The sequence below is a fragment of the Serratia sp. TSA_130.1 genome, assembly GCF_052691795.1.
Map to the genome: position 1 here is coordinate 34,521 of NZ_JBQZFS010000003.1, position 21,173 is coordinate 55,693.

Below are 21,173 nucleotides of genomic sequence, written 5' to 3' on the forward strand. Positions count from 1 at the left end.
TGAGTATTCAGCGCGCAAATTTTTTACGTCGTTTATTTTAGAGCCGACAGGTTCTTAGTTACAAACAACAAGCAAATAAGGAAAAGATAGAATGGCTAAGGGGCAATCTTTGCAAGATCCGTTCCTGAACGCATTGCGTCGTGAACGTGTTCCGGTTTCTATTTATTTGGTGAATGGTATTAAGCTGCAAGGCCAGATTGAGTCTTTTGACCAGTTTGTCATCCTGTTGAAGAACACGGTTAGCCAGATGGTGTACAAGCACGCTATCTCTACCGTTGTCCCGTCACGCCCGGTCTCGCATCACAGCAACAATCCGAGCGGCGGTTCAAGCAACTATCACCATGGTAACAATCCGTCTGCGCAGCAACAGCCGCAGCAGGAAAGCGATGACGCTGAATAAAGCGCGTTGCAAGTCAACCATGACGGGGAGCATAAGCAGCCGCGTGCTGTTTATGTCCCCCAAACTCACGGTGAGTGTCCGTTTGAGAGGTTGCACGCTTGTTTGACCGTTATGAAGCCGGTGAGCAGGCCGTACTGGTTCATATCTATTTCTCGCAAGACAAAGATACGGAAGATCTCAGCGAGTTCGAATCGCTGGTCTCCTCAGCCGGTGTCGAAGCTTTGCAAGTGGTGACTGGTAGCCGCAAAGCCCCGCATCCGAAGTACTTTGTCGGCGAAGGAAAGGCCGAAGAAATTGCAGATGCGGTGAAAGCCAGCGGCGCGTCTGTTGTCCTGTTTGATCATTCCCTTTCCCCGGCGCAGGAAAGAAACCTCGAGCGCCTGTGCGAATGCCGGGTGATCGATCGCACCGGGCTGATTTTAGACATTTTCGCCCAGCGTGCCCGCACCCATGAAGGTAAGCTGCAGGTGGAGCTGGCGCAGCTGCGTCACATCGCCACGCGTCTGGTACGCGGCTGGACGCACCTGGAGCGGCAAAAAGGGGGGATAGGCCTGCGCGGGCCGGGGGAAACCCAGCTTGAGACCGACCGTCGCCTGTTACGCGATCGCATCAGCTTGATTCTGCGCCGCCTGGAGCGGGTAGAGAAGCAGCGTGAACAAGGCCGACGTGCGCGGACCCGCGCCGATGTGCCGACCGTATCGCTGGTGGGCTATACCAACGCCGGCAAATCCACCCTGTTTAACCGAATAACGTCTGCCGAGGTGTATGCGGCGGACCAGCTATTTGCCACCCTGGATCCTACGTTGCGGCGCATTGATGTGCCGGACGTGGGGGATACCGTGTTGGCGGATACCGTAGGCTTTATCCGGCACCTGCCGCACGATCTGGTGGCCGCCTTCAAGGCGACGCTGCAGGAGACGCGCCAGGCCTCTTTGCTGCTGCACGTCATCGACGCGGCGGATCCGCGCGTCGACGAGAACATCGACGCGGTGAACACCGTGCTGGCGGAGATAGACTCGGATGAAATCCCTACACTGTTAGTGATGAACAAAATAGATATGCTGGACGATTTTGTGCCGCGTATCGACCGCAACGATGAAAACCTGCCGATCCGGGTGTGGCTGTCCGCCGCCAGCGGAGAGGGTATTCCGTTGCTGTATCAGGCGTTGACGGAGCGCTTATCGGGGGAGATCGCGCATTACGAATTGCGCTTACCGCCACGGGCAGGCCGTCTTCGCAGCCGTTTTTACCAGCTTCAGGCGATTGAAAAAGAGTGGAACGAAGAGGACGGCAGCATTGGCGTGGTGGTGCGAATGCCGATCGTCGAATGGCGTCGTCTCTGCAAGCAAGAACAGGACCTGATTGACTTTATCGTATGATCATATCCTGTTACATTTATGCTTCGCGAAAGCCTGAAGTACCCAATCACAGAATATGGAGCTAAAACATGGCGTGGAATCAGCCCGGTAATAACGGACAGGACCGCGACCCGTGGGGGAGCAGCAATAACAATGGCGGCAACTCTGGCGGTAACAACAAAGGCGGTCGTGATCAAGGGCCACCTGATTTGGATGATATCTTCCGCAAACTGAGCAAGAAATTGAGCGGTTTTGGCGGAGGCAAAGGCTCCAACAGCAATAGCGGCGGCACCGGGGCCTCCGGCCCGGGTTTCAGCGGCCGCATTATCGGTATCGCGGCGGTTGCCGTGGTGGTGATCTGGGCCGCCAGCGGCTTCTACACCATCAAGGAAGCCGAGCGCGGCGTTGTGACGCGTTTCGGTAAGTTCAGCCACCTGGTGCAGCCGGGCCTGAACTGGAAGCCGACCTTCATCGACGACGTGCGTCCGGTGAACGTGGAATCCGTGCGTGAGCTGGCGGCGTCCGGCGTGATGCTGACCTCCGATGAAAACGTGGTGCGCGTGGAAATGAACGTGCAGTACCGCGTGACCAACCCGGAAGCGTACCTGTTCAGCGTCGTCAATGCCGACGACAGCCTGAGCCAGGCGACCGACAGCGCCCTGCGCGGCGTGATCGGCAAATACTCGATGGATCGCATCCTGACCGAAGGCCGTACCGTGGTGCGTAACGATACGCAGCGCATGCTGGAAGAGACCATTCGTCCTTACAACATGGGCATCACGCTGCTGGACGTCAACTTCCAGGCGGCGCGTCCGCCGGAAGAGGTGAAGGCGTCGTTCGACGATGCGATCGCCGCGCGTGAGAACGAGCAGCAATACATCCGTGAAGCGGAAGCTTACGCCAACGAAGTTCAGCCGCGTGCGAACGGCCAGGCGCAGCGTCTGCTGGAAGACTCCAAGGCTTATAAAGACCGCACCGTCCTGGAAGCTCAGGGTGAGGTGGCGCGCTTTGCCAAGCTGTTGCCGGAATACAAGTCCGCACCGCAGATCACCCGCGAGCGTCTGTATATCGAAACCATGGAAAAAGTGCTGGGCCATACCCGTAAGGTGTTGGTGAGCGACAAAGGCAACAACCTGATGGTGCTGCCGCTGGATCAGATGCTGCGCGGCCAAGGCGCGGCGACGGAGAGCGGCAACAAGGATACCAGCCTGATTCGCCTCAATCCGAATCCAGCGCCGGCTGCCAACAGCAGCACCCCGCGCACCAGCAGCGGATCGGTTATGGATCAGCGCCGGGCGAATGCGCAGCGTGACGACACCACTCGCGTAGGGAGAGAGTAATCAATGCGTAAGTCTTTTGTAGTTATTGTCCTCGCGGTGCTGGTGGTGCTGTACGCTTCGCTGTTCGTGGTGCAGGAAGGCCAGCGCGGCATCGTGCTGCGCTTCGGCAAGGTGCTGCGCGACGGCGAAAACAAGCCGCTGGTGTATGCGCCGGGTCTGCACCTCAAGATCCCGTTCATTGAGACCGTGAAGAACCTGGATGCGCGTATCCAGACCATGGACAACCAGGCCGATCGCTTCGTGACCAGCGAGAAGAAAGACCTGATCGTTGACTCCTATCTGAAGTGGCGCATCAGCGACTTCAGCCGCTACTATCTGGCGACCGGCGGCGGCGACGTCTCCCAGGCCGAAGTGCTGCTGAAGCGTAAGTTCAGCGACCGTCTGCGTTCCGAAATCGGCCGCCTGGACGTGAAAGACATCGTGACCGACTCGCGCGGCAAGCTGATGTCTGACGTGCGTGACGCGCTGAACACCGGCACCGTGGGTGACGGCGAAGAAGTGGCGACCACCGAAGCCGATGACGCTATCGCCTCTGCGGCGGCGCGCGTTGAGCGGGAAACCACCGGCAAACAGCCGCAGGTGAACCCGAACAGCATGGCGGCGTTGGGCATCGAAGTGATCGACGTGCGTATCAAGCAGATCAACCTGCCGGCCGAAGTCTCCGACGCCATCTACCAGCGTATGCGCGCCGAGCGTGAAGCGGTAGCCCGTCGCCTGCGCTCGCAGGGCCAGGAAGAAGCCGAGAAACTGCGTGCCAGCGCGGACTACGAAGTGACCCGTACCCTGGCGGAAGCCGAGCGTCAGGCGCGTATCACCCGTGGTGAAGGCGATGCTGAAGCAGCCAAGCTGTTCGCCAACGCGTTCAGCCAGGATCCGGACTTCTATGCCTTTATCCGCAGCCTGCGTGCCTATGAAGCCAGCTTCAAGGACAACCAGGACGTGCTGGTACTGAGCCCGGACAGTGATTTCTTCCGCTACATGAAGTCGCCTGATACCCTGCGCAAATAAGCGCGGCAGGCAATCTGATCGAGGGCCCGTTTTCGCGGGCCCTTTCTCGTTTTTGGGGGATGCATGAACTCAACGATTTGGCTGGCGCTCGGGCTGGTCCTGGTGCTGGAAGGACTGGGGCCGATGCTGTTTCCGCAGGCCTGGCGCAAAATGATTGTGGCGATGTCGCAATTGCCGGACGCGACGCTGCGGCGATTTGGCGGTGGAATAGTGGTTGCGGGCTGCGTGATCTACTACATGTTGAGCGGCCGCACGGGTCTTTAAAGTCTAGCCCAAAATTTATGCAATCGTATGCTAAAAGTGCTGAAAATCGAAAATTACGGTGGTAGAATCCATTTTTAAGCAATCGGTGATTTTGAAAAATGGGTAAGAACGTCGTCGTACTGGGCACCCAATGGGGTGACGAAGGTAAAGGCAAGGTTGTAGACCTGCTGACTGAACGGGCTCAATATGTTGTGCGCTACCAAGGTGGCCATAACGCTGGCCACACTCTGGTAATCAACGGTGAAAAAACCGTTCTTCATTTAATTCCTTCAGGCATTCTGCGTGAAAACGTCACCAGCATCATCGGCAACGGTGTTGTTCTGGCGCCGGACGCGTTGATGAAAGAAATGGGTGAACTCGAAGCGCGTGGCATCCCGGTACGCGAACGTCTGTTACTCTCTGAAGCTTGCCCGTTGATCCTGCCTTACCACGTTGCGTTGGATAACGCGCGTGAGAAAGCGCGCGGCGCGAAAGCGATCGGCACCACCGGTCGCGGCATCGGCCCGGCTTACGAAGATAAAGTGGCTCGTCGCGGTCTGCGCGTCGGCGATCTGTTCAACAAAGAAACCTTCGCCGTTAAGCTGAAAGAGATCGTCGATTACCACAACTTCCAACTGGTCAACTACTACAAAGTTGAAGCCGTCGATTATCAGGCGACGCTGGACTACGTGCTGTCTATCGCCGATATCCTGACCGCGATGGTGGTTGACGTTTCCGAACTGCTGGACGGCGCGCGCAAGCGTGGCGATCTGATCATGTTCGAAGGCGCTCAGGGCACCCTGCTGGATATCGACCACGGTACTTACCCGTACGTGACCTCTTCCAACACCACCGCCGGCGGCGTGGCTACCGGTTCCGGCATCGGCCCGCGTTATGTGGACTACGTGCTGGGCATCGTGAAAGCCTACTCCACTCGCGTGGGTGCAGGCCCGTTCCCAACCGAACTGTTCGATGAAACCGGCGAGTACCTGTGCAAGCAGGGTAACGAGTTCGGCGCCACCACCGGCCGTCGTCGTCGTACCGGCTGGCTGGACGCGGTAGCGGTGCGTCGCGCGGTGCAGATCAACTCCCTGTCCGGCTTCTGCCTGACCAAACTGGACGTCCTGGACGGCCTGAAAGAAGTGAAGATCTGCGTGGGTTACCGCATGCCGGACGGCCGTGAAGTGGACACCACTCCGCTGGCGGCTGAAGGCTGGGAAGGCATTGAGCCTATCTACGAAACCATGCCGGGCTGGAGCGAAACCACCTTTGGCGTGAAAGAGCACAGCAAGCTGCCTCAGGCTGCGCTGAACTACATCAAGCGCATCGAAGAAGTGACCGGCGTACCGGTAGACATCATCTCTACCGGCCCGGATCGCAGCGAAACCATGATCCTGCGCGACCCGTTCGACGCATAATCAGGCTTTGCGGCATTAAACAAACCGGGCGCGTCCCGGTTTGTTTTTATCCTGACTCCCTCCGATTGCGGTTTCACGTCAAAAAATCCTTTCATAAACCCGCCTTAGGGCGCGGGATTCGCTAAATAATTAGCGACGAACTCTCCGGCTGGTTTATTATCCAATGAGTAATCTTTTGAATAGCGCCGAAAAGCGGCGTATCAGACGGGTAAAGTCATACCCAGAGGTAAGATGTGCAGTTAACAAGTTTTACTGATTATGGTCTGCGGGCGTTGATCTACATGGCCTCGTTGCCGCAGGACAAGATGACCAGTATCTCGGAAGTGACCGAGGTGTATGGCGTGTCTCGCAACCATATGGTGAAGATCATCAATCAGTTGAGCCGGGTCGGTTTTGTCACGGCGGTGCGCGGCAAGCATGGCGGCATCCGTTTGGGCAAACCGGCCGAGAGCATTCGCCTCGGCGATGTCGTGCGGGCGCTGGAGCCGCTTGCGCTGGTTAACTGCAGCAGCGAGTTTTGCCACATCACCCCTGCCTGCCGATTGAAGCAGGTGCTCCAACAGGGCGTACAGAATTTCCTTGAAGAGCTGGATAAGCATACGTTGGCCGACATGGTCGAAGACAATCCGCCGCTCTACAAGCTATTGCTTGTCGAATAAAACGACGTTGAGAAGACAAGGCTCAACGTCATCCTGCTGATGACAACGGAGGAACCGCAATGTCACAAGATCCATTCCTGGAACGAGAAGCAGAAAAATACGAATCTCCCATCCCCAGCCGTGAATATATCCTGGCCCATTTGGCGAAACGAGAAACGCCGGCCAGCCGCGAAGAACTGGGCAACGAATTGGGCCTCAGCGGCGAAGAACAGCTGGAAGCGCTGCGCCGCCGCCTGCGCGCCATGGAGCGCGATGGCCAGTTAGTGTTTACCCGCCGCCAGTGCTACGCGCTGCCGGAGCGTTTGGACCTGTTGCGCGGCACGGTGATCGGCCACCGCGACGGCTATGGCTTCCTGCGCGTTGAAGGCAGCAAAGACGATCTCTATCTGTCCGCCGAACAGATGAAAATGGCGATCCACGGTGACGTGGTGCTGGCGCAGGCGCTGGGCGCGGATCGCAAAGGGCGTCGCGAAGCGCGCATCGTGCGCGTGCTGGTGCCGAAAACCAGCCAGATCGTCGGCCGCTTCTTCATGGATGCCGGTACCGGCTTCGTGGTGCCGGACGACAGCCGTCTGAGCTTCGATATTCTGATCCCGGCGGACAGCGTCAGCGGTGCGCGCATGGGCTACATGGTGGTGGTGGAGCTGACTCAACGCCCAACCCGCCGCACCAAAGCGGTCGGCAAGATCGTCGAGATCCTCGGCGACAAAATGGGCACCAGCATGGCGGTGGATATCGCGCTGCGCACCCATGAGATCCCGCATACCTGGCCACCGCAGGTGGAAAAGCAGGTGGCCGATCTCAGCGAACAGGTGCCGGAAGCGGCCAAGAAGGGCCGCGTCGATCTGCGCAAGCTGCCGTTGGTCACCATCGACGGTGAAGACGCGCGCGACTTCGATGATGCCGTGTACTGCGAGAAAAAACGCGGCGGCGGCTGGCGCCTGTGGGTAGCGATCGCCGACGTCAGCTACTATGTGCGTCCACGCACCGCGCTGGACGACGAAGCGCGCAGCCGCGGCAACTCGGTGTATTTCCCGTCGCAGGTGATCCCGATGCTGCCGGAAGTGCTGTCCAACGGGCTGTGCTCCCTGAACCCGCAGGTCGATCGCCTGTGCATGGTGTGCGAGATGACCATCTCCGCCCAGGGGCGCCTGTCCACGGCCAAGTTCTACGAGGCGGTGATGAGCTCCCACGCCCGCCTGACCTACAACAAGGTGTGGCACATTCTGCAGGGCGATCAGGAGCTGCGCGAGCATTACCACCCGCTGGTCAAGCACCTGGAAGAGCTGCACGCCATGTACAAGGTGCTGGATAAGGCGCGCGCCGAGCGCGGCGGCATCGCGTTTGAAACCGAAGAAGCCAAATTCATCTTCAACGCCGAACGCCGCATCGAGCGCGTGGAGCCGACGGTGCGCAACGACGCCCACAAGCTGATCGAAGAGTGCATGATCATGGCCAACGTGGCGGCCGCGCGCTTCGTCGAGAAACGCAACGAGCCGGCGCTGTACCGCGTGCACGATCGTCCGAGCGACGACCACATCTCTGCGCTGCGCAGCGTGCTGAGCGAGCTGGGGCTGACGCTGGGCGGCGGCAACAAGCCGCAGCCGAAGGACTATGCGGTGCTGATGGATGAAGTGTCCGAGCGCCCTGACCACGAAATGCTGCAAACCATGCTGCTGCGCTCGATGAAGCAGGCGATTTACGATCCGGAAAACCGCGGCCACTTCGGCCTGGCGCTGGCCTCTTACGGCCACTTCACCTCGCCGATCCGCCGTTATCCGGATCTGGCGTTGCACCGCGCGATCAAATACCAGTTGGCCAAAGAGCATGGCGAGCCGAAAGAGCGCTGGACGCCGACCGGCGGCTGGCACAGCGAATTCGAAGAGATGCTGCAGCTGGGCGAACACTGTTCGATGACCGAGCGCCGCGCGGACGAAGCGACGCGCAACGTCGCCGACTGGCTGAAGTGCGACTTCATGCAGGATCACGTCGGTGAAGTGTTCAGCGGCATCATCTCCAGCGTGACCGGCTTCGGCTTCTTCGTGCGCCTGAACGATCTGTTCATCGACGGGCTGGTGCACGTATCAACGCTGGATAATGATTACTATCGCTACGATAATATCGGCCAGCGCCTGATCGGCGAGTCTTCCGGCACGGTCTATCGCCTGGGGGATACGGTGGAGATCCGCGTGGATGCGGTGCATATGGACGAGCGCAAGATCGACTTCGCGCTGGTGTCCAGCAACCGCAAAGCGCGCGGTGAAGGCAAAACCGAGCGCGATCGCGCCAAGAAGGGCGGCCAGCGCACGCTGCGCGACAGCGGCAATGCGGGGCGCGGCAAGCGCCGCGGCGGCAAACCGCCGGCCAACTTCGAGCCGGACAGCGCCTTCCGTAAGCAGGATGACGCCAAGCCCGCGGACAACATGAAGAAGGCGAAAAAGAAAGCCAAGAAAGCGTCCGACAAAACGCGGAAAATCGCGGCGGCGACCAAAGCCAAACGCGCAGCCAAGAAGAAAGGTGCCGAGCAGGCTTAACCTGCCGCACATCGTTACCATCGGCCGGTTATCGCCGGCCGCACGACTTTAAAAGAGCATCATGAGCGAAATTATTTACGGCATCCACGCCGTCAAAGCCCTGTTAGAGCGCGATCCGCAACGCTTCCTGGAAGTGTTTATCCTGAAAGGCCGCGAAGATCGCCGCCTGCAACCGCTGATCGCCGAGCTGGAAGCGACCGGCATCGTGATCCAGGTGGCGAACCGCCAATGGCTGGATGACAAGGTTGAAGGCGCGGTGCACCAGGGGATCATCGCCCGGGTGCGCGAAGGGCGTCAGTATCAGGAGAACGATCTGCCGGGCTTGTTGGAGAGCGTGGAAACGCCATTCCTGCTGGTGCTGGACGGCGTGACCGACCCGCATAACCTCGGCGCCTGCCTGCGCAGCGCCGATGCGGCCGGCGTGCACGCGGTGATCGTGCCCCGCGATCGTTCCGCCCAGTTGAACGCCACTGCCAAGAAAGTGGCCTGCGGCGCCGCCGAAAACGTGCCTTTGATCCGCGTGACCAATCTGGCGCGCACGCTGCGTCTGCTGCAAGAGATGAATGTCTGGGTCGTCGGCACCGCCGGCGAAGCCGACCATACGCTGTATCAAAGCAAAATGACCGGCCCGATGGCGCTGGTGATGGGCGCGGAAGGCGAAGGCATGCGCCGCCTGACCCGCGAACACTGCGATGAGCTGATCAGCATCCCGATGGCCGGTACCGTCTCTTCACTGAACGTGTCGGTCGCCACCGGCATCTGCCTGTTCGAAGCGGTGCGCCAGCGCGGCTGATTCTTCTGACGGGGGCGCCGTGCTCCCGTTAATTCCCCCTCTTGTGATCCCGCCTGCGGCAGAAATCTCTGCGCCGACCATACTTACTCCTGACGCTTTTTTCAGGGAGCACTCTCATGGTCTGGACTACGCACACCGTTTTTAACCAACCCAAGCCGCTGGGCAACAGCAACCTGTTTCTCTCCGATACGCCGCTGCGCGAAGCGTTGCAGCGCGAGCAAGGCGGTTGGGACGCCGAGGTATTGGCTTCGCTGGGCCAGCAGCTCGGCACGCAGGAGTCGCTGGAGTTGGGGCGGCTGGCCAACGCCAACCCGCCGGAGCTGCTGCGCTACGACGCCACCGGCCAGCGGCTGGACGACGTTCGCTTTCACCCGGCCTGGCATATCCTGATGCAGGGGCTGATCGCCAACCGGGTGCACAACCTGCCCTGGCAAGAGGATGCGCGCATCGGTTCCTTCGTGGCGCGCGCCGCGCGCTTTATGCTGCATGCGCAGGTCGAGGCCGGCACGCTCTGCCCGGTGACCATGACCTTCGGCGCCACGCCGCTGCTGCTGCAGGCGTTACCGGCCGAGTTTCGCGCCTGGCTGACGCCGCTGCTGTCGGATCGTTATGACGCTCATCTGCTGCCGGGCGGGCAAAAGCGCGGCCTGCTGATCGGCATGGGCATGACGGAGAAACAGGGCGGCTCCGATGTCTTGAGCAATACCACCACCGCCACGCCGCTCGGCGCGCGCGGGCCGGGCGAAGCCTACCGGTTGGTGGGGCATAAGTGGTTCTTCTCGGTGCCGCAAAGCGATGCGCACCTGGTGCTGGCGCAGGCCGAAGGCGGGCTGTCCTGTTTCTTCCTGCCGCGCATTTTGCCGGACGGCAGCCGCAACGCCATTCGCCTTGAGCGGTTGAAAGACAAGCTGGGCAACCGCTCCAACGCCAGCAGCGAGGTGGAGTTTCAGGACGCCACTGCCTGGCTGCTGGGCGATGAGGGCGACGGGGTGCGGCATATCCTGAAGATGGGCGGCCTGACCCGTTTCGACTGTTCGCTGGGCAGCCACGGCCTGATGCGCCGCGGGCTGTCGGTGGCGCTGTATCATGCGCTGCAGCGGCAGGCGTTCGGCAAGCTCCTGATCGAACAGCCGCTGATGCGCCAGGTTCTGGCGCGCATGGCGCTGCGGCTGGAAGGGCATACCGCGTTGCTGTTCCGGCTGGCCCGCGCCTGGGAAAGCCGCAGCAATGAGGGCGAACTGATCTACAGCCGCCTGCTGACCCCGGCGGCCAAATACAGCATCTGTCGCCAGGGCATGCCGTTCATCGCCGAGGCGATGGAGGTGCTGGGCGGTATCGGCTACTGCGAAGAGAGCGAACTGCCGCGCCTGTATCGCGAGATGCCGGTCAACAGCATCTGGGAAGGTTCCGGCAACATCATGTGTCTGGACGTGTTGCGCAGCCTGCACAAGCTGCCGGGCGCGCTCGAAATGCTGCAGTTCGAGCTGCAGCCGGTGCGCGGCCAAAATCGCTTGTTCGATCACGCCTGGCGGCAGTGGCAGCAGCGTGCCCGGCAACCGCGTGAAGAGATGGGGCGGCTGCTGACCCAGCAGCTGTTCGACCTGTGCTGCGCCGCGCAGCTGCTGCAGCATGCCAGCCCGCAGATAGCCGACGCCTGGTGCCACCTGACGCTGGATCACCGCGGCGAGAGCCTGCTGTCGGCCGAGGCGTGCGAACTGCTGCTCAACCGCGCTATCGGCGGTTAGGGAAAAGGGTGGCGCGCGGCGGCGAAAACCTTTTTAATTCAGCCTCACTCTGACAGGAAAATGCACATGGATATTCTCAGCGCGTTGGCGGCGTTCGCCTCTTATTTCTTCAGCGGTTTCGCCATGATTTTGGTGTTTCTGTTCGTCTATACCCGCATCACTCCGCACGACGAATGGGCGCTGATCAAGGCCGATAATCAATCCGCCGCCTTCGCTTTTATCGGCGCTTGCCTGGGATATGTGATCCCGCTGGCCAGCGCGGCGATCAACTCGATCAGCCTGCTGGATTACCTGCTGTGGGGCGTAGTGGCGCTGGTGGTGCAACTGCTGCTGTTCGCGGCCGTGAAGATCTACATGCCACGCATCAGCGACAAGATCGAAGCGAACCACCTGGCCGCCGGGATTTTCCTGGGGGGCGTCTCCGTCAGCGGCGGCGTGTTGAATGCGGCTTGCATGAGCTACTAAAGGTATAAGATGGCCGAGGCGCGCCAGCCAAGCGGGTGCGCCTGCTCTTCCATCCGCAGGATGCGGTAATAGCTGGCTCCGTGTTGGTCGGCGGTGCGGGCGATGGCCAGTTCCGCCTCCTGCGGTGAGCCGGGCAAATCGTTGAAGGTGATCTCGGCGATTTCACTGAGCGGCGTCACGCGATCGGCGGGCGCCAGCTCGGCGGACTGTGCGCCGGTGCTGAGCAATCCCATGGAAAGCAAGAGGGAGGTGAGTGCGGTGGAGCGTTTCATGGCGTTCCCCTTCGTCAGATCCTGAATCGACACCCGCAACATGCGGCATGCTGTCCCTCAGTGTGCAACACCCTTCTTCAGCCAGTGCAAAGCCAGTGTAAAGCTGCTTAAAAAATCCCCGCCTTAGCGATACAGGATCGCCTGGGAATACCATTGGCCCGGCACGACGGTTTCGCTGTTCATGATGATCATGTAATAACGGGCGCCGGCGGCGGTGGCCTTGCGTTGGATCTCCGCTTCCACGTCCATCGGGCTGCCGCGCACCACGGCGGTGACGGTGCCCATTTTCACCAGCTCGGCGGTCTGCGCGCGGACGATCTCCTGCGCCTGAGCGGTGGGGGGCGGCGGCGGTTTCGGCGTGGTGGTCATGATGCCGCAGGCGGAAAGCTGTGCGGCCAGCGTCAGGGTAATGAGTGTGCGGGCAATCGTCATGGTGACCTCGTAAGCGCCGGTGCGATGGCTTCAGTGTAACGCAATATAAGCTGTAACAGATTGAGCTAACGCTGCTTCGCGCAAGTTTGTCATGATGAATGCCAACAGGTGAGTTGAGGATGAACGGATGATCGAAATTCATGACGAGCGGGTTGGCGATATCGAGGTGATCCATGCGGTGCCGGCGGGGCAGTATCATCGGCCGCTGCCGACGGTGTTCTTCTGCCATGGCTATACCTCGTCGAAAGAGGTGTACGCTTATTTCGCCTATGCGCTGGCGCGCGCCGGTTTTCGGGCGGTGTTGCCGGATGCCGATCGGCACGGCGAGCGATTCGACGGCGATGAGGCGCGGCGCCTGGCGTCATTCTGGGAGATCCTGCGCAGCAATATCGATGAATTGCCGCAGATCAACGCGCATTTTGAGCGGCTTGGCCTGATCGCCGACGGCCGCATCGGCGTCGCCGGCGCCTCAATGGGCGGCATGACCGCGCTTGGCGCCTTCGCGCGCTTTCCGTGGATCCGTGCGGCCGCCAGCCTGATGGGTTCCGGCTATTACCGTGCGCTGGCGCAAACGCTGTATCCGCCGTTGGGCGAGACGGGCGAGGCGCTCTCGCCGGCGGCGTTTGCGGCGCGCACCGCCGTGCTGGCGGAGTATGAGCTGGAAGGACGTTTGGCGCAGATTGCAGGGCGGCCGCTGCTGCTGTGGCACGGCGAGACGGACGACGTGGTGCCGGCGGCGGACAGCCTGCGTTTGGCGGCTGAACTGCGGCAGCAAGGTGCGGACGGCCGTTTGACATCGCTCGTCGAGCCGGGCGTGAAGCATCGCATCACGCCGCTGGCGCTGTCCGCCACCACCGATTTCTTTCGCCGCGAATTGTAATGCGCCTCCGGGCGCGATGCGTGGAATTGCGGTGCTCTCTGTAGGCTGTTTCGGTCATTGTTTGACGCATGGCGGAGGAGAATGTCAGCGTGAATTCTTTCAGGGGCGGCAAGGAGCGGAGAGCATGATAAAGGGTATCAGCAATACGGCCGAGACAGCGCGCGGGCTGGCGGGAACGATGAAAGCGCGCGCCGATCTTAACTCAATGGCCTTCAGTGAGATGCTGGGGGCAGCCGACGGCAAGGCGCGGCAAAACAAGGCAAATCCGCTGTCGCGCATCACCGCGCATACGGTGCAAAACATGACGGCGCTGTTCGCCTCCGCGCCGAAAGCGGCGGCCGCGCAAACCGCGAAGGCCGGCTCGCTCTCCTTCGAGCAGCGGGCGACGCTGGAGGAAAGCGCCGAACTGCTGCAGGCACGGACAAACTATCTGCGGATGGCGCTGCAATTGCACAATCCGGGCAAAGCGTTCAGCGCGCCGACGTTGCTCAAACTGTGATGGGTGAGGAAGTGGAGCGCCCGACAGGCGGCGCTCCGATGCGGACTGAACGGGCTTTCTGATGAAGCCCTGGGGATTTCCCTGGCGTGGCGCGTCTTTTTAACGGTACAGCTCGGCGCTGACGTGCATCGTGCTGTTGTCGCCCGGTTCGTGCAGGGCGATGATGCGATAAGAGCTTGCACCGCGTTGATCGGCGATTTTACTGACCTGGCTGCTGGCGTCATCCGGCGAGACCACGTTCTGGTTCAGGGTGACGAAGCCAACGCTCTGGCGTTGATCGGCCTGGTGCGAGGAGATCTCCGTCGCGGCCATCACGTTGGCGGAGAACAGGGCGGCAAGCGCCGTCGCGAGAATGATGCGTTTCATAGTGCCTCTCTTACTTTTTGCCGTTACGGCCTGACAGCGAGTGTCGCTGCGGCAAAAAGTCATTTATCTGCATTGAATAACCTGGAATCTTTTTCGTCGCGCTGTCTGCGGCGGATAAGGTTAATTTTAGTCGGTTGCGGCGGATTAAAAAGCGGGGCGTTTTGATGGCCTCTTTCAAAAAAAATGAAATAGATTTGTGACTCAGCGCTGATTTCATTGAAAGATTTTTGAAACTGATGGATTGGCGTACATAGGTTTCCCCGCCAGCAAATCGTGCTATTTCCCATACCCCCTCTCAATAACGCGAATAAAACCCACGCAGTCCTTGAGTTTCCCGCCCTGCGTCAGTATGATTACGCGTCATTTTTCAGCCGCACACTAAACACGTTCCTTGCTTCCATGGGCCGCGGTTGACCCTGACAGGAGGCTGAATAATCCGTAAGGAGCAATTCGATGCGTCATTACGAAATCGTTTTTATGGTCCATCCTGACCAAAGCGAACAGGTTCCGGGCATGATCGAGCGTTACAGTGCTACCATCACTAACGCGCAAGGTCAGATTCACCGTCTGGAAGACTGGGGCCGCCGTCAGCTGGCTTATCCGATCAACAAACTGCACAAAGCTCACTACGTTCTGCTGAACGTTGAAGCGCCGCAGGAAGCGATCGATGAGCTGGAAACTAACTTCCGCTTCAACGACGCCGTTATCCGCAGCATGGTTATGCGCGTTAAGCACGCGGTAACTGAAGCATCTCCGATGGTTAAAGCGAAAGACGAACGTCGTGGCGATCGCCGCGAAGACTTCGCTAACGAAACCGCAGATGATGCAGATGCTGGGGATTCTGAAGAGTAATTGCCGCCGTGACGGCTAATCGTCTGGTTTTGTCGGGCACTGTGTGCAAGGCGCCGGTTCGAAAAGTGAGTCCTTCCGGGATACCGCACTGCCAATTTGTGCTAGAGCACCGTTCGCAGCAGATGGAAGCCGGATTCAGCAGACAAGCATGGTGCCGAATGCCCGTGGTTGTCAGCGGACAACAGTCACAAGCACTAACTCAAAGATTAACGGTCGGCAGTCAGATTACCGTGCAAGGCTTTGTAAGCTGCCATCAAGGGCGCAACGGGCTGAGCAAATTGGTTCTGCATGCCGAGCAGATTGAATTGATAGATTCTGGAGACTAGCCAAATGGCACGTTATTTCCGTCGTCGCAAGTTCTGCCGTTTCACCGCGGAAGGCGTTCAAGAGATTGACTATAAAGACATCGCTACGCTGAAAAACTACATCACCGAAAGTGGTAAAATTGTACCGAGCCGTATCACCGGTACTCGTGCAAAATATCAGCGCCAGCTGGCCCGTGCTATCAAGCGCGCGCGCTACCTGTCTTTGTTGCCGTACACTGATCGTCATCAGTAATCGGCCACTGTCCATTAACGACTTTGAGAGGATAAGGTAATGCAAGTTATTCTGCTTGATAAAGTAGCAAACCTGGGCAGCCTGGGTGATCAAGTTAACGTTAAAGCGGGCTACGCTCGTAACTTCCTGGTACCACAGGGCAAAGCTGTTCCTGCTACCAAGAAAAACGTTGAGTTCTTCGAAGCACGCCGTGCTGAACTGGAAGCCAAACTGGCTGACGTTCTGGCTGCTGCTGAAGCTCGCGCAACCAAGATCAACGAACTGGGTTCAGTGACCATCGCTTCCAAATCTGGCGACGAAGGTAAACTGTTCGGCTCTATCGGCACCCGCGACATCGCTGACGCAGTGACTGCGGCAGGCGTTGAAGTTGCCAAGAGCGAAGTTCGTCTGCCGAACGGTGTTCTGCGTACCACTGGCGAGCACGAAGTGCACTTCCAGGTACACAGCGACGTGTTCGCACAGCTGAATGTAGTTGTGGTTGCAGAAGCGTAATTTACGCTGCTGTTAACCCGGTTAAAACGCCAGCCTCGCGCTGGCGTTTTGCTTTTCTGCGCCCGGCAAAACGCGCTACGCTAGAAGACGGGATGAAAAGGGAGAGCGTGTGATGGCAACGATTACGCTACAGCGGGTTTACGATTTCAGCGCGCCGGCGCCGGCGCATTGCTATCTGATAGACAGGCTATGGCCGCGCGGCATCAGCAAGGAGAGGCTGGCGGGCGTGCAGTGGTTGAAACAGGTGGCGCCGGATGACGAGCTGCGCAAGTGGTTCCATCAGCATACCGACCAGTGGGAAGCCTTCGAGGCGCGTTACCGCCAACAGCTGGCGGCCAACGACGCCTGGCAGCCGCTGGTGGCGCTGTTGCGGCAGGGGGAGGCGCTGACGCTGCTGTATGGGAGCAAAGATACCGAGCACAACCAGGGCGTGGTGCTGCGCGAGTTTTTGCTGGCGCAGCTTTAGCGATTAGCGTTCCCGGCGGTAGCTGCCGTCGGCCTGGCGGCGGAACAGCGCCTGGCTGTTGTCCACGGTGGTGACCGACAGCGCGTTAATCACGCCGTTGGCGTCGCGTTCGATGCGCACTTCCTGACCGGCTTTCATGTTGCTCAGCGGTTTGTCGCCGCCTTCCACCTGCGCCATGGCGAACACCTCATTCACCGGCAGATTGTTGTCGCGAAACAGCTGGGCCAGCGTCTGGCCGGGCTGGATCTGATAACGCTGCCAGTTGCCCGCCGGCGTCGGTTCGTTGGCCGGCGTGGCGGCGCCACCGCCGTTTTGCAGCTCAGCCTGCAGCGGCACGCTGGTTTCCTGCTGAGAGACCGGGAACGGCTGTCTTTCGGGCGAGTAGGGCCACAGCAACGCCAGCAGCAGAATGATGCCGAAGATCAGCACCCAGCGGCGGTGAAAGTAGGGCAGTGGTTCCATCCAATGGAAACCGTCCGGCAGATGCCAGACTTTGGCCAGCAGCGCTTTGACCCGCTGCATCTTGTCGTTGGCCGACGGCGGTTCCGATGGCGACTCCGCGTCTTCCTGCGTGGGTGCGGCGCCGGGTTTCAGGCGCTGGCTGATGTTCAGCCAGGTGCGCAGCAGCGGCTGGTAGATGCGGGTGGTTTTCCTTTTCCTGGGCGCGATTCTGCCCATGGTGACCTCTCTTCGACGGCGTAATAATAAGCGCGGCGCGGCAAGCGCGTCGCCTGCCCGATATCCTGCTTTCAGTATAGTCCGCTAACTGATTGAAGTGAAAGGCGGCTGAGCGGCAGGGCCGGGGTTTGCGGCTGCGGGCGTTAACAGAAGGTTATTGTTTCTTTTTCTACGACAAAAGTCATCATTCTCCACACAAGATTTTACCCGGCATTGACGCGCTGTTATGCTGCGCTTTCGACTTTTTACAGACTTAAGGAAAACCCCATGACAACCCCTTCTTTTGACAGCGTTGAAGCGCAAGCAAGTTACGGGATTGGTTTACAGGTCGGCCAGCAGCTGCAAGAGTCCGGGCTGGAAGGTTTGCAACCGGAAGCTTTGCTGGCGGGTCTGCGCGACGCGCTGGAAGGGAATGCCCCGGCGGTTCCGGTAGACGTGGTGCACCGTGCGCTGCGTGAAATCCACGAGCGTGCGGATGCGGTGCGCCGCGAGCGCCAGCAGGCGATGGCCGTTGAAGGCCAGAAATTCCTGGACGACAACGCCAAGCGCGACGACGTGACGCTGACCGAGTCAGGCCTGCAGTTCTCCGTACTGGAGCAGGGCAACGGCCCAATCCCGTCCCGTCAGGATCGCGTTCGTGTGCACTACACCGGTCGTCTGATCAACGGTGACGTGTTCGACAGCTCGGTCGAGCGCGGCCAGCCGGCAGAATTCCCGGTCAGCGGCGTGATCCCAGGCTGGATCGAAGCGCTGACCCTGATGCCGGTCGGTTCCAAATGGCAGCTGTATATCCCGCACAACCTGGCCTACGGCGAACGTGGCGCAGGCGCGTCCATCCCGCCGTTCAGCGCGCTGGTGTTCGACGTCGAGCTGCTGGAAATCCTGTAATCCTACCGAGGATTGCTCTGGGCGCCTTTATGGCGCCCTTGTTTTATGCGCCGCTCAGCGCGCGCGGGAACAGCAGATTGTTTTCCAGGCTGATGTGCTCCATCAGATCGCCGATGAACTCATCGATGCCGTTATACAGCGCTCGCCAGGTGGTACAGGCGCCCTCCGGCGGCGTCACGTTATCGGTGAGGAATTTCACCACCTCCAATTGCTCACCCGCCTCGTCATGCTCGTGTTCCATCACCGAGATCGGTCCGGCGGCCTGCGGCCCCATGCCCTGTTTGATCAGCGGGAACAGGATCTGCTCCTCTTTCATCATGTGATCCTCCAGATCCAGACGGATCAGGTTCAGCTGCTTCGCCAGTCCGCGCGGGCAGGTGGGTTTGTCGCCATGCACGCGTTCGACTTTTTCCGCCATTAGCACCAGTTCGGACAACTGCTCGCGGTGCCGCTGATGAAAGCGCGGCAGAATGTAATCGATCACCTCACCGAGCGGCGCCGTGCGCCAGTCCCGACTGTGCGCCGGCGTGGCGGCCAGGGCGGCCAGTTCGTTTTCCAGTCTGTCGATATCCAGCCCTTTGCGCTCGGCGGCGCGTGCCAGCGATTGCCTGCCGCCGCAGCAGAAATCCAGCTGATGCTGGCGAAACAGGCGGGATGCCCGGGGAATGGCGATAGCGAGCGCGCCAAGGGATTGATTGCGGTAATCCATGGTAGTGCCTCTTTAAACGAAGGAATTTTATAACATGCATTTTAAATGCAATTTAATGGGCGCGCCAGCGGGAAAATAGAGGAGATGGCCGGGGGATTGCCCCGGCCTGGCGATTATTTCGCGCTTAAATCGATGCGATAAACCGCGAAGCCGATGCTGTCGCTGTCTGCGGCGCTCATCGGGTATTGGGCGTGCTCTTTGATAAACTTCGTCGCTTTGTCCGAAGGCGAGGTCTCGAAGCGGATATCCAGCGGCTGCTTGCTGCTGAAGTTAGCCAAACGCCAATTGTTGTCCGCCTGCGGGCGCACCGCGCCATGCCGCTGGGTTTCGGCGGTGATGTAGGCCGCCAGCACCGAGCGGTTTTCATCCGGCGAAGCGAAGGCAATATGTTTGTCGCCGGTGCCGGCAAACTTGCCGCCGTAGGCGCGGTAGTTGTTGGTGGCAACTAGGAAGGTGGCGTTCGGATCGATCGGCTTGCCGTTGAAGGTCAGCTGCTTGATGCGCTCCGCCTTAGCGTTGATCAGCTGGCATTCGCCGTCGTAGCGCGCCGGTTGGCTGACGTCGATCTGGTAGTTGACGCCGTCGATCACGTCGAAGTTATAGGTGCGGAAGCCGTCCCAGTTGATCAAGCCTTGCGGCTTGGCGCTGTTGACGTCGATCTGGTTGAACTGGCCGGCGGAGCACTCCAGCCACTCTTTCACCTCTTTGCCGCTGGCCTTCACCACTACCAGCGTATTGGGATAGAGATAGAGATCGGCGGCGTTGCGGAAGGTGAGCTGGCCTTTTTCCACTTCGACGAAGCTGGCGGGGTCGTTCTTGCGGCCGCCGACCTTGAACGGGGCCGCCGCGGACAGCACCGGCAGATCGGCCAGGTCCGGGTCGCCCTGGATGTAATGTTCGACGTAGGCCTTCTGCGCATTGTTGACGATCTGCACCGTCGGATCGTCCTGCACCAGCGCCAGGTAGCTGTACATGTTGCCGTCGGATTTACCGATCGGCTGGCTGACGAACTCGCGCGTGCCTTTGTGATCGTCCGCCAACACCTTCACCAGCGCGGCATCTTCCGCCGCCAGCGATTTCTTGTTCTCTTTGTCGTAGATCGGCCGCGCTTCCGCTTTGGCGGCGGTCACTTTCCAACTGCCGCCATCGTTGTTGAGCTGCAGATCGACCACGCCGAGATGGTCGCCCCATTGGCCCGGCATCACCGCCGGTACGCCATTCAGCAGGCCTTTGTCGATATCCGCGCCTTTGATGTTGGCGAAGTCCTTGCTCGGGAACACCGCGTGGGCGTGGCCGAACATGATGGCGTCGATGCCGGGCACCTGGCTGAGGTAATAGACCGAGTTTTCCGCCATCGCCTTGTAAGGCTCGCTGGACAACCCGGAATGCGGGATCGCCACCACCAGATCGGCGCCCTGTTTACGCATCTGCGGCACGTAGCGCTTGGCGGTGGCGGTGATGTCGTCCACCGTCACTTTGCCCTGCAGGTTGGCTTTGTCCCACACCAGGATCTGCGGCGGCACGAAGCCGATGTAGCCGATGCGCAGCGTATGCGCCTTGCCATCGCGATCCTTCACCGGGGTATCGACGATGATGTACGGCGTGAACAGCGGTTTTTGCGTTTTGGCGTCGATGACGTTGGCGTTGATGTACGGGAATTTGGCGCCGGCGATGGCGTTCTTCAGGTAGTCCAGCCCGTAGTTGAACTCATGGTTGCCGATGTTGCCGACCACATAGTCCAGCGTGTTCATCGCCTTATAGACCGGGTGCACGTCGCCCGGTTTCAGCCCTTTGGCCGCCATGTAATCGCCGAGCGGGCTGCCCTGAATGATGTCGCCGTTATCCACCAACACCGCGTTGGCGGCCTGCTGGCGCGCCTGTTGGATCAGGCTGGCGGTGCGCACCAGGCCGAACTTGTCGGTCGGCGTGTCCTTGTAGTAATCGAAGTCCATCATGTTGCTGTGCAGATCGGTGGTTTCCAGCACGCGCAGATCGACGGTGGCCGCCTGCGCCGAGGCGCACACCAGCAGCGCAAGCGCGGACAGCGTCAGTGGATGCTTCATCATTTGGGGTTCTCTCCATTCCATTATTCGAGTGTTATCGCAGAGGGAAATGTAA

Annotated in this window: 26 protein-coding genes; 19 read left to right on the plus strand and 7 right to left on the minus strand. The window is 59.9% G+C overall.

Annotated features, from left to right (window positions below; all coding sequences use genetic code 11):
* Positions 1-91: 91 nt before the first annotated feature.
* The 11 genes from hfq to ACUTQY_RS13280 all read left to right on the plus strand — a co-directional run bounded on the left by hfq (position 92) and on the right by ACUTQY_RS13280 (position 11,963).
* Positions 92-400 (plus strand): RNA chaperone Hfq, encoded by a 309-nt coding sequence (gene hfq / locus ACUTQY_RS13230; RefSeq protein WP_004933678.1) that lies wholly within the window; start codon positions 92-94, stop codon positions 398-400.
* A 98-nt stretch (positions 401-498) separates the two neighbouring features.
* Complete coding sequence (gene hflX / locus ACUTQY_RS13235; RefSeq protein WP_033641625.1) at positions 499-1,779, plus strand: ribosome rescue GTPase HflX; 1,281 nt, start codon at positions 499-501, stop codon at positions 1,777-1,779.
* 68 nt (positions 1,780-1,847) lie between these two features.
* The gene (gene hflK / locus ACUTQY_RS13240) at positions 1,848-3,098 is read left to right on the plus strand and encodes an FtsH protease activity modulator HflK (protein WP_033641626.1); all 1,251 of its coding nucleotides are present in this window, start codon (positions 1,848-1,850) and stop codon (positions 3,096-3,098) included.
* Positions 3,099-3,101: 3 nt separating this feature from the next.
* Complete coding sequence (gene hflC, locus ACUTQY_RS13245; protein WP_004933669.1) at positions 3,102-4,106, plus strand: protease modulator HflC; 1,005 nt, start codon at positions 3,102-3,104, stop codon at positions 4,104-4,106.
* A gap of 63 nt (positions 4,107-4,169) precedes the next feature.
* Complete coding sequence (locus tag ACUTQY_RS13250; protein ID WP_004933666.1) at positions 4,170-4,370, plus strand: DUF2065 domain-containing protein; 201 nt, start codon at positions 4,170-4,172, stop codon at positions 4,368-4,370.
* A 98-nt stretch (positions 4,371-4,468) separates the two neighbouring features.
* Complete coding sequence (locus ACUTQY_RS13255) at positions 4,469-5,767, plus strand: adenylosuccinate synthase (protein WP_025159583.1); 1,299 nt, start codon at positions 4,469-4,471, stop codon at positions 5,765-5,767.
* Between the two features lie 233 nt (positions 5,768-6,000).
* A complete protein-coding gene (nsrR, locus tag ACUTQY_RS13260) occupies positions 6,001-6,426 on the plus strand; it encodes a nitric oxide-sensing transcriptional repressor NsrR (RefSeq protein ID WP_015376391.1) in 426 nt (141 codons plus the stop codon).
* Positions 6,427-6,485: 59 nt separating this feature from the next.
* On the plus strand, positions 6,486-8,960 hold the full coding sequence (gene rnr, locus ACUTQY_RS13265) for a ribonuclease R (protein ID WP_046688099.1): 2,475 nt from the start codon (positions 6,486-6,488) through the stop codon (positions 8,958-8,960).
* A 61-nt stretch (positions 8,961-9,021) separates the two neighbouring features.
* Positions 9,022-9,753 (plus strand): 23S rRNA (guanosine(2251)-2'-O)-methyltransferase RlmB, encoded by a 732-nt coding sequence (gene rlmB, locus ACUTQY_RS13270; RefSeq protein WP_004933653.1) that lies wholly within the window; start codon positions 9,022-9,024, stop codon positions 9,751-9,753.
* 116 nt (positions 9,754-9,869) lie between these two features.
* Positions 9,870-11,498 carry an isovaleryl-CoA dehydrogenase gene (locus ACUTQY_RS13275; protein ID WP_046688101.1) on the plus strand — a complete coding sequence of 543 codons (1,629 nt, stop codon included), beginning with the start codon at positions 9,870-9,872 and terminating at the stop codon, positions 11,496-11,498.
* Between the two features lie 66 nt (positions 11,499-11,564).
* Positions 11,565-11,963 (plus strand): DUF350 domain-containing protein, encoded by a 399-nt coding sequence (locus ACUTQY_RS13280; protein ID WP_015376394.1) that lies wholly within the window; start codon positions 11,565-11,567, stop codon positions 11,961-11,963.
* On the opposite strand, the gene ACUTQY_RS13285 is transcribed toward ACUTQY_RS13280, so the two are convergent.
* A complete protein-coding gene (locus tag ACUTQY_RS13285) occupies positions 11,960-12,235 on the minus strand; it encodes a YdgH/BhsA/McbA family protein (RefSeq protein WP_025305027.1) in 276 nt (91 codons plus the stop codon). The two genes, ACUTQY_RS13280 and ACUTQY_RS13285, sit on opposite strands and share 4 nt — an antisense overlap.
* A 123-nt stretch (positions 12,236-12,358) precedes the next feature.
* On the minus strand, positions 12,359-12,667 hold the full coding sequence (gene bsmA / locus ACUTQY_RS13290; RefSeq protein ID WP_046688102.1) for a biofilm peroxide resistance protein BsmA: 309 nt from the start codon (positions 12,665-12,667) through the stop codon (positions 12,359-12,361).
* 127 nt (positions 12,668-12,794) lie between these two features.
* Between bsmA and yjfP the strand changes: the two genes are divergently transcribed.
* Positions 12,795-13,547: an esterase gene (gene yjfP / locus ACUTQY_RS13295; protein WP_046688103.1), complete on the plus strand. Its 753-nt coding sequence runs from the start codon at positions 12,795-12,797 to the stop codon at positions 13,545-13,547.
* 124 nt (positions 13,548-13,671) lie between these two features.
* Positions 13,672-14,046 carry a hypothetical protein gene (locus ACUTQY_RS13300; protein ID WP_033641632.1) on the plus strand — a complete coding sequence of 125 codons (375 nt, stop codon included), beginning with the start codon at positions 13,672-13,674 and terminating at the stop codon, positions 14,044-14,046.
* A 99-nt stretch (positions 14,047-14,145) separates the two neighbouring features.
* On the opposite strand, the gene ACUTQY_RS13305 is transcribed toward ACUTQY_RS13300, so the two are convergent.
* Positions 14,146-14,412: a YdgH/BhsA/McbA family protein gene (locus tag ACUTQY_RS13305; protein ID WP_033638913.1), complete on the minus strand. Its 267-nt coding sequence runs from the start codon at positions 14,410-14,412 to the stop codon at positions 14,146-14,148.
* 10 nt (positions 14,413-14,422) lie between these two features.
* Positions 14,423-14,629: a hypothetical protein gene (locus tag ACUTQY_RS13310; RefSeq protein ID WP_127897167.1), complete on the minus strand. Its 207-nt coding sequence runs from the start codon at positions 14,627-14,629 to the stop codon at positions 14,423-14,425.
* 236 nt (positions 14,630-14,865) lie between these two features.
* On the opposite strand from ACUTQY_RS13310, the gene rpsF reads away from it, so the two are divergent.
* The 5 genes from rpsF (at position 14,866) to ACUTQY_RS13335 (ending at position 16,780) form a co-directional block, all read left to right on the plus strand.
* Positions 14,866-15,264, plus strand: a complete 399-nt coding sequence (rpsF, locus tag ACUTQY_RS13315; protein ID WP_004933634.1) for a 30S ribosomal protein S6 — start codon at positions 14,866-14,868, stop codon at positions 15,262-15,264.
* Positions 15,265-15,272: 8 nt separating this feature from the next.
* A complete protein-coding gene (gene priB, locus ACUTQY_RS13320; protein ID WP_049233092.1) occupies positions 15,273-15,590 on the plus strand; it encodes a primosomal replication protein N in 318 nt (105 codons plus the stop codon).
* A gap of 4 nt (positions 15,591-15,594) precedes the next feature.
* A complete protein-coding gene (gene rpsR / locus ACUTQY_RS13325) occupies positions 15,595-15,822 on the plus strand; it encodes a 30S ribosomal protein S18 (RefSeq protein WP_000135199.1) in 228 nt (75 codons plus the stop codon).
* A 39-nt stretch (positions 15,823-15,861) separates the two neighbouring features.
* Complete coding sequence (rplI, locus tag ACUTQY_RS13330; RefSeq protein WP_004933629.1) at positions 15,862-16,314, plus strand: 50S ribosomal protein L9; 453 nt, start codon at positions 15,862-15,864, stop codon at positions 16,312-16,314.
* Positions 16,315-16,426: 112 nt separating this feature from the next.
* The gene (locus tag ACUTQY_RS13335; RefSeq protein ID WP_042783523.1) at positions 16,427-16,780 is read left to right on the plus strand and encodes a DUF488 domain-containing protein; all 354 of its coding nucleotides are present in this window, start codon (positions 16,427-16,429) and stop codon (positions 16,778-16,780) included.
* Positions 16,781-16,783: 3 nt separating this feature from the next.
* On the opposite strand, the gene ACUTQY_RS13340 is transcribed toward ACUTQY_RS13335, so the two are convergent.
* On the minus strand, positions 16,784-17,458 hold the full coding sequence (locus ACUTQY_RS13340) for an OapA family protein (RefSeq protein WP_046688104.1): 675 nt from the start codon (positions 17,456-17,458) through the stop codon (positions 16,784-16,786).
* Between the two features lie 267 nt (positions 17,459-17,725).
* Here ACUTQY_RS13340 and fklB point away from each other — a divergent pair, with 267 nt between their 5' ends.
* A complete protein-coding gene (fklB, locus tag ACUTQY_RS13345; protein WP_004933618.1) occupies positions 17,726-18,346 on the plus strand; it encodes an FKBP-type peptidyl-prolyl cis-trans isomerase in 621 nt (206 codons plus the stop codon).
* A 43-nt stretch (positions 18,347-18,389) separates the two neighbouring features.
* Here the strand turns inward: fklB and ytfE are convergent, their stop codons facing one another.
* Positions 18,390-19,055, minus strand: a complete 666-nt coding sequence (ytfE, locus tag ACUTQY_RS13350; protein WP_033641636.1) for an iron-sulfur cluster repair protein YtfE — start codon at positions 19,053-19,055, stop codon at positions 18,390-18,392.
* Positions 19,056-19,168: 113 nt separating this feature from the next.
* Positions 19,169-21,121: a bifunctional 2',3'-cyclic-nucleotide 2'-phosphodiesterase/3'-nucleotidase gene (locus ACUTQY_RS13355; RefSeq protein WP_046688105.1), complete on the minus strand. Its 1,953-nt coding sequence runs from the start codon at positions 21,119-21,121 to the stop codon at positions 19,169-19,171.
* Positions 21,122-21,173: the final 52 nt, after the last annotated feature.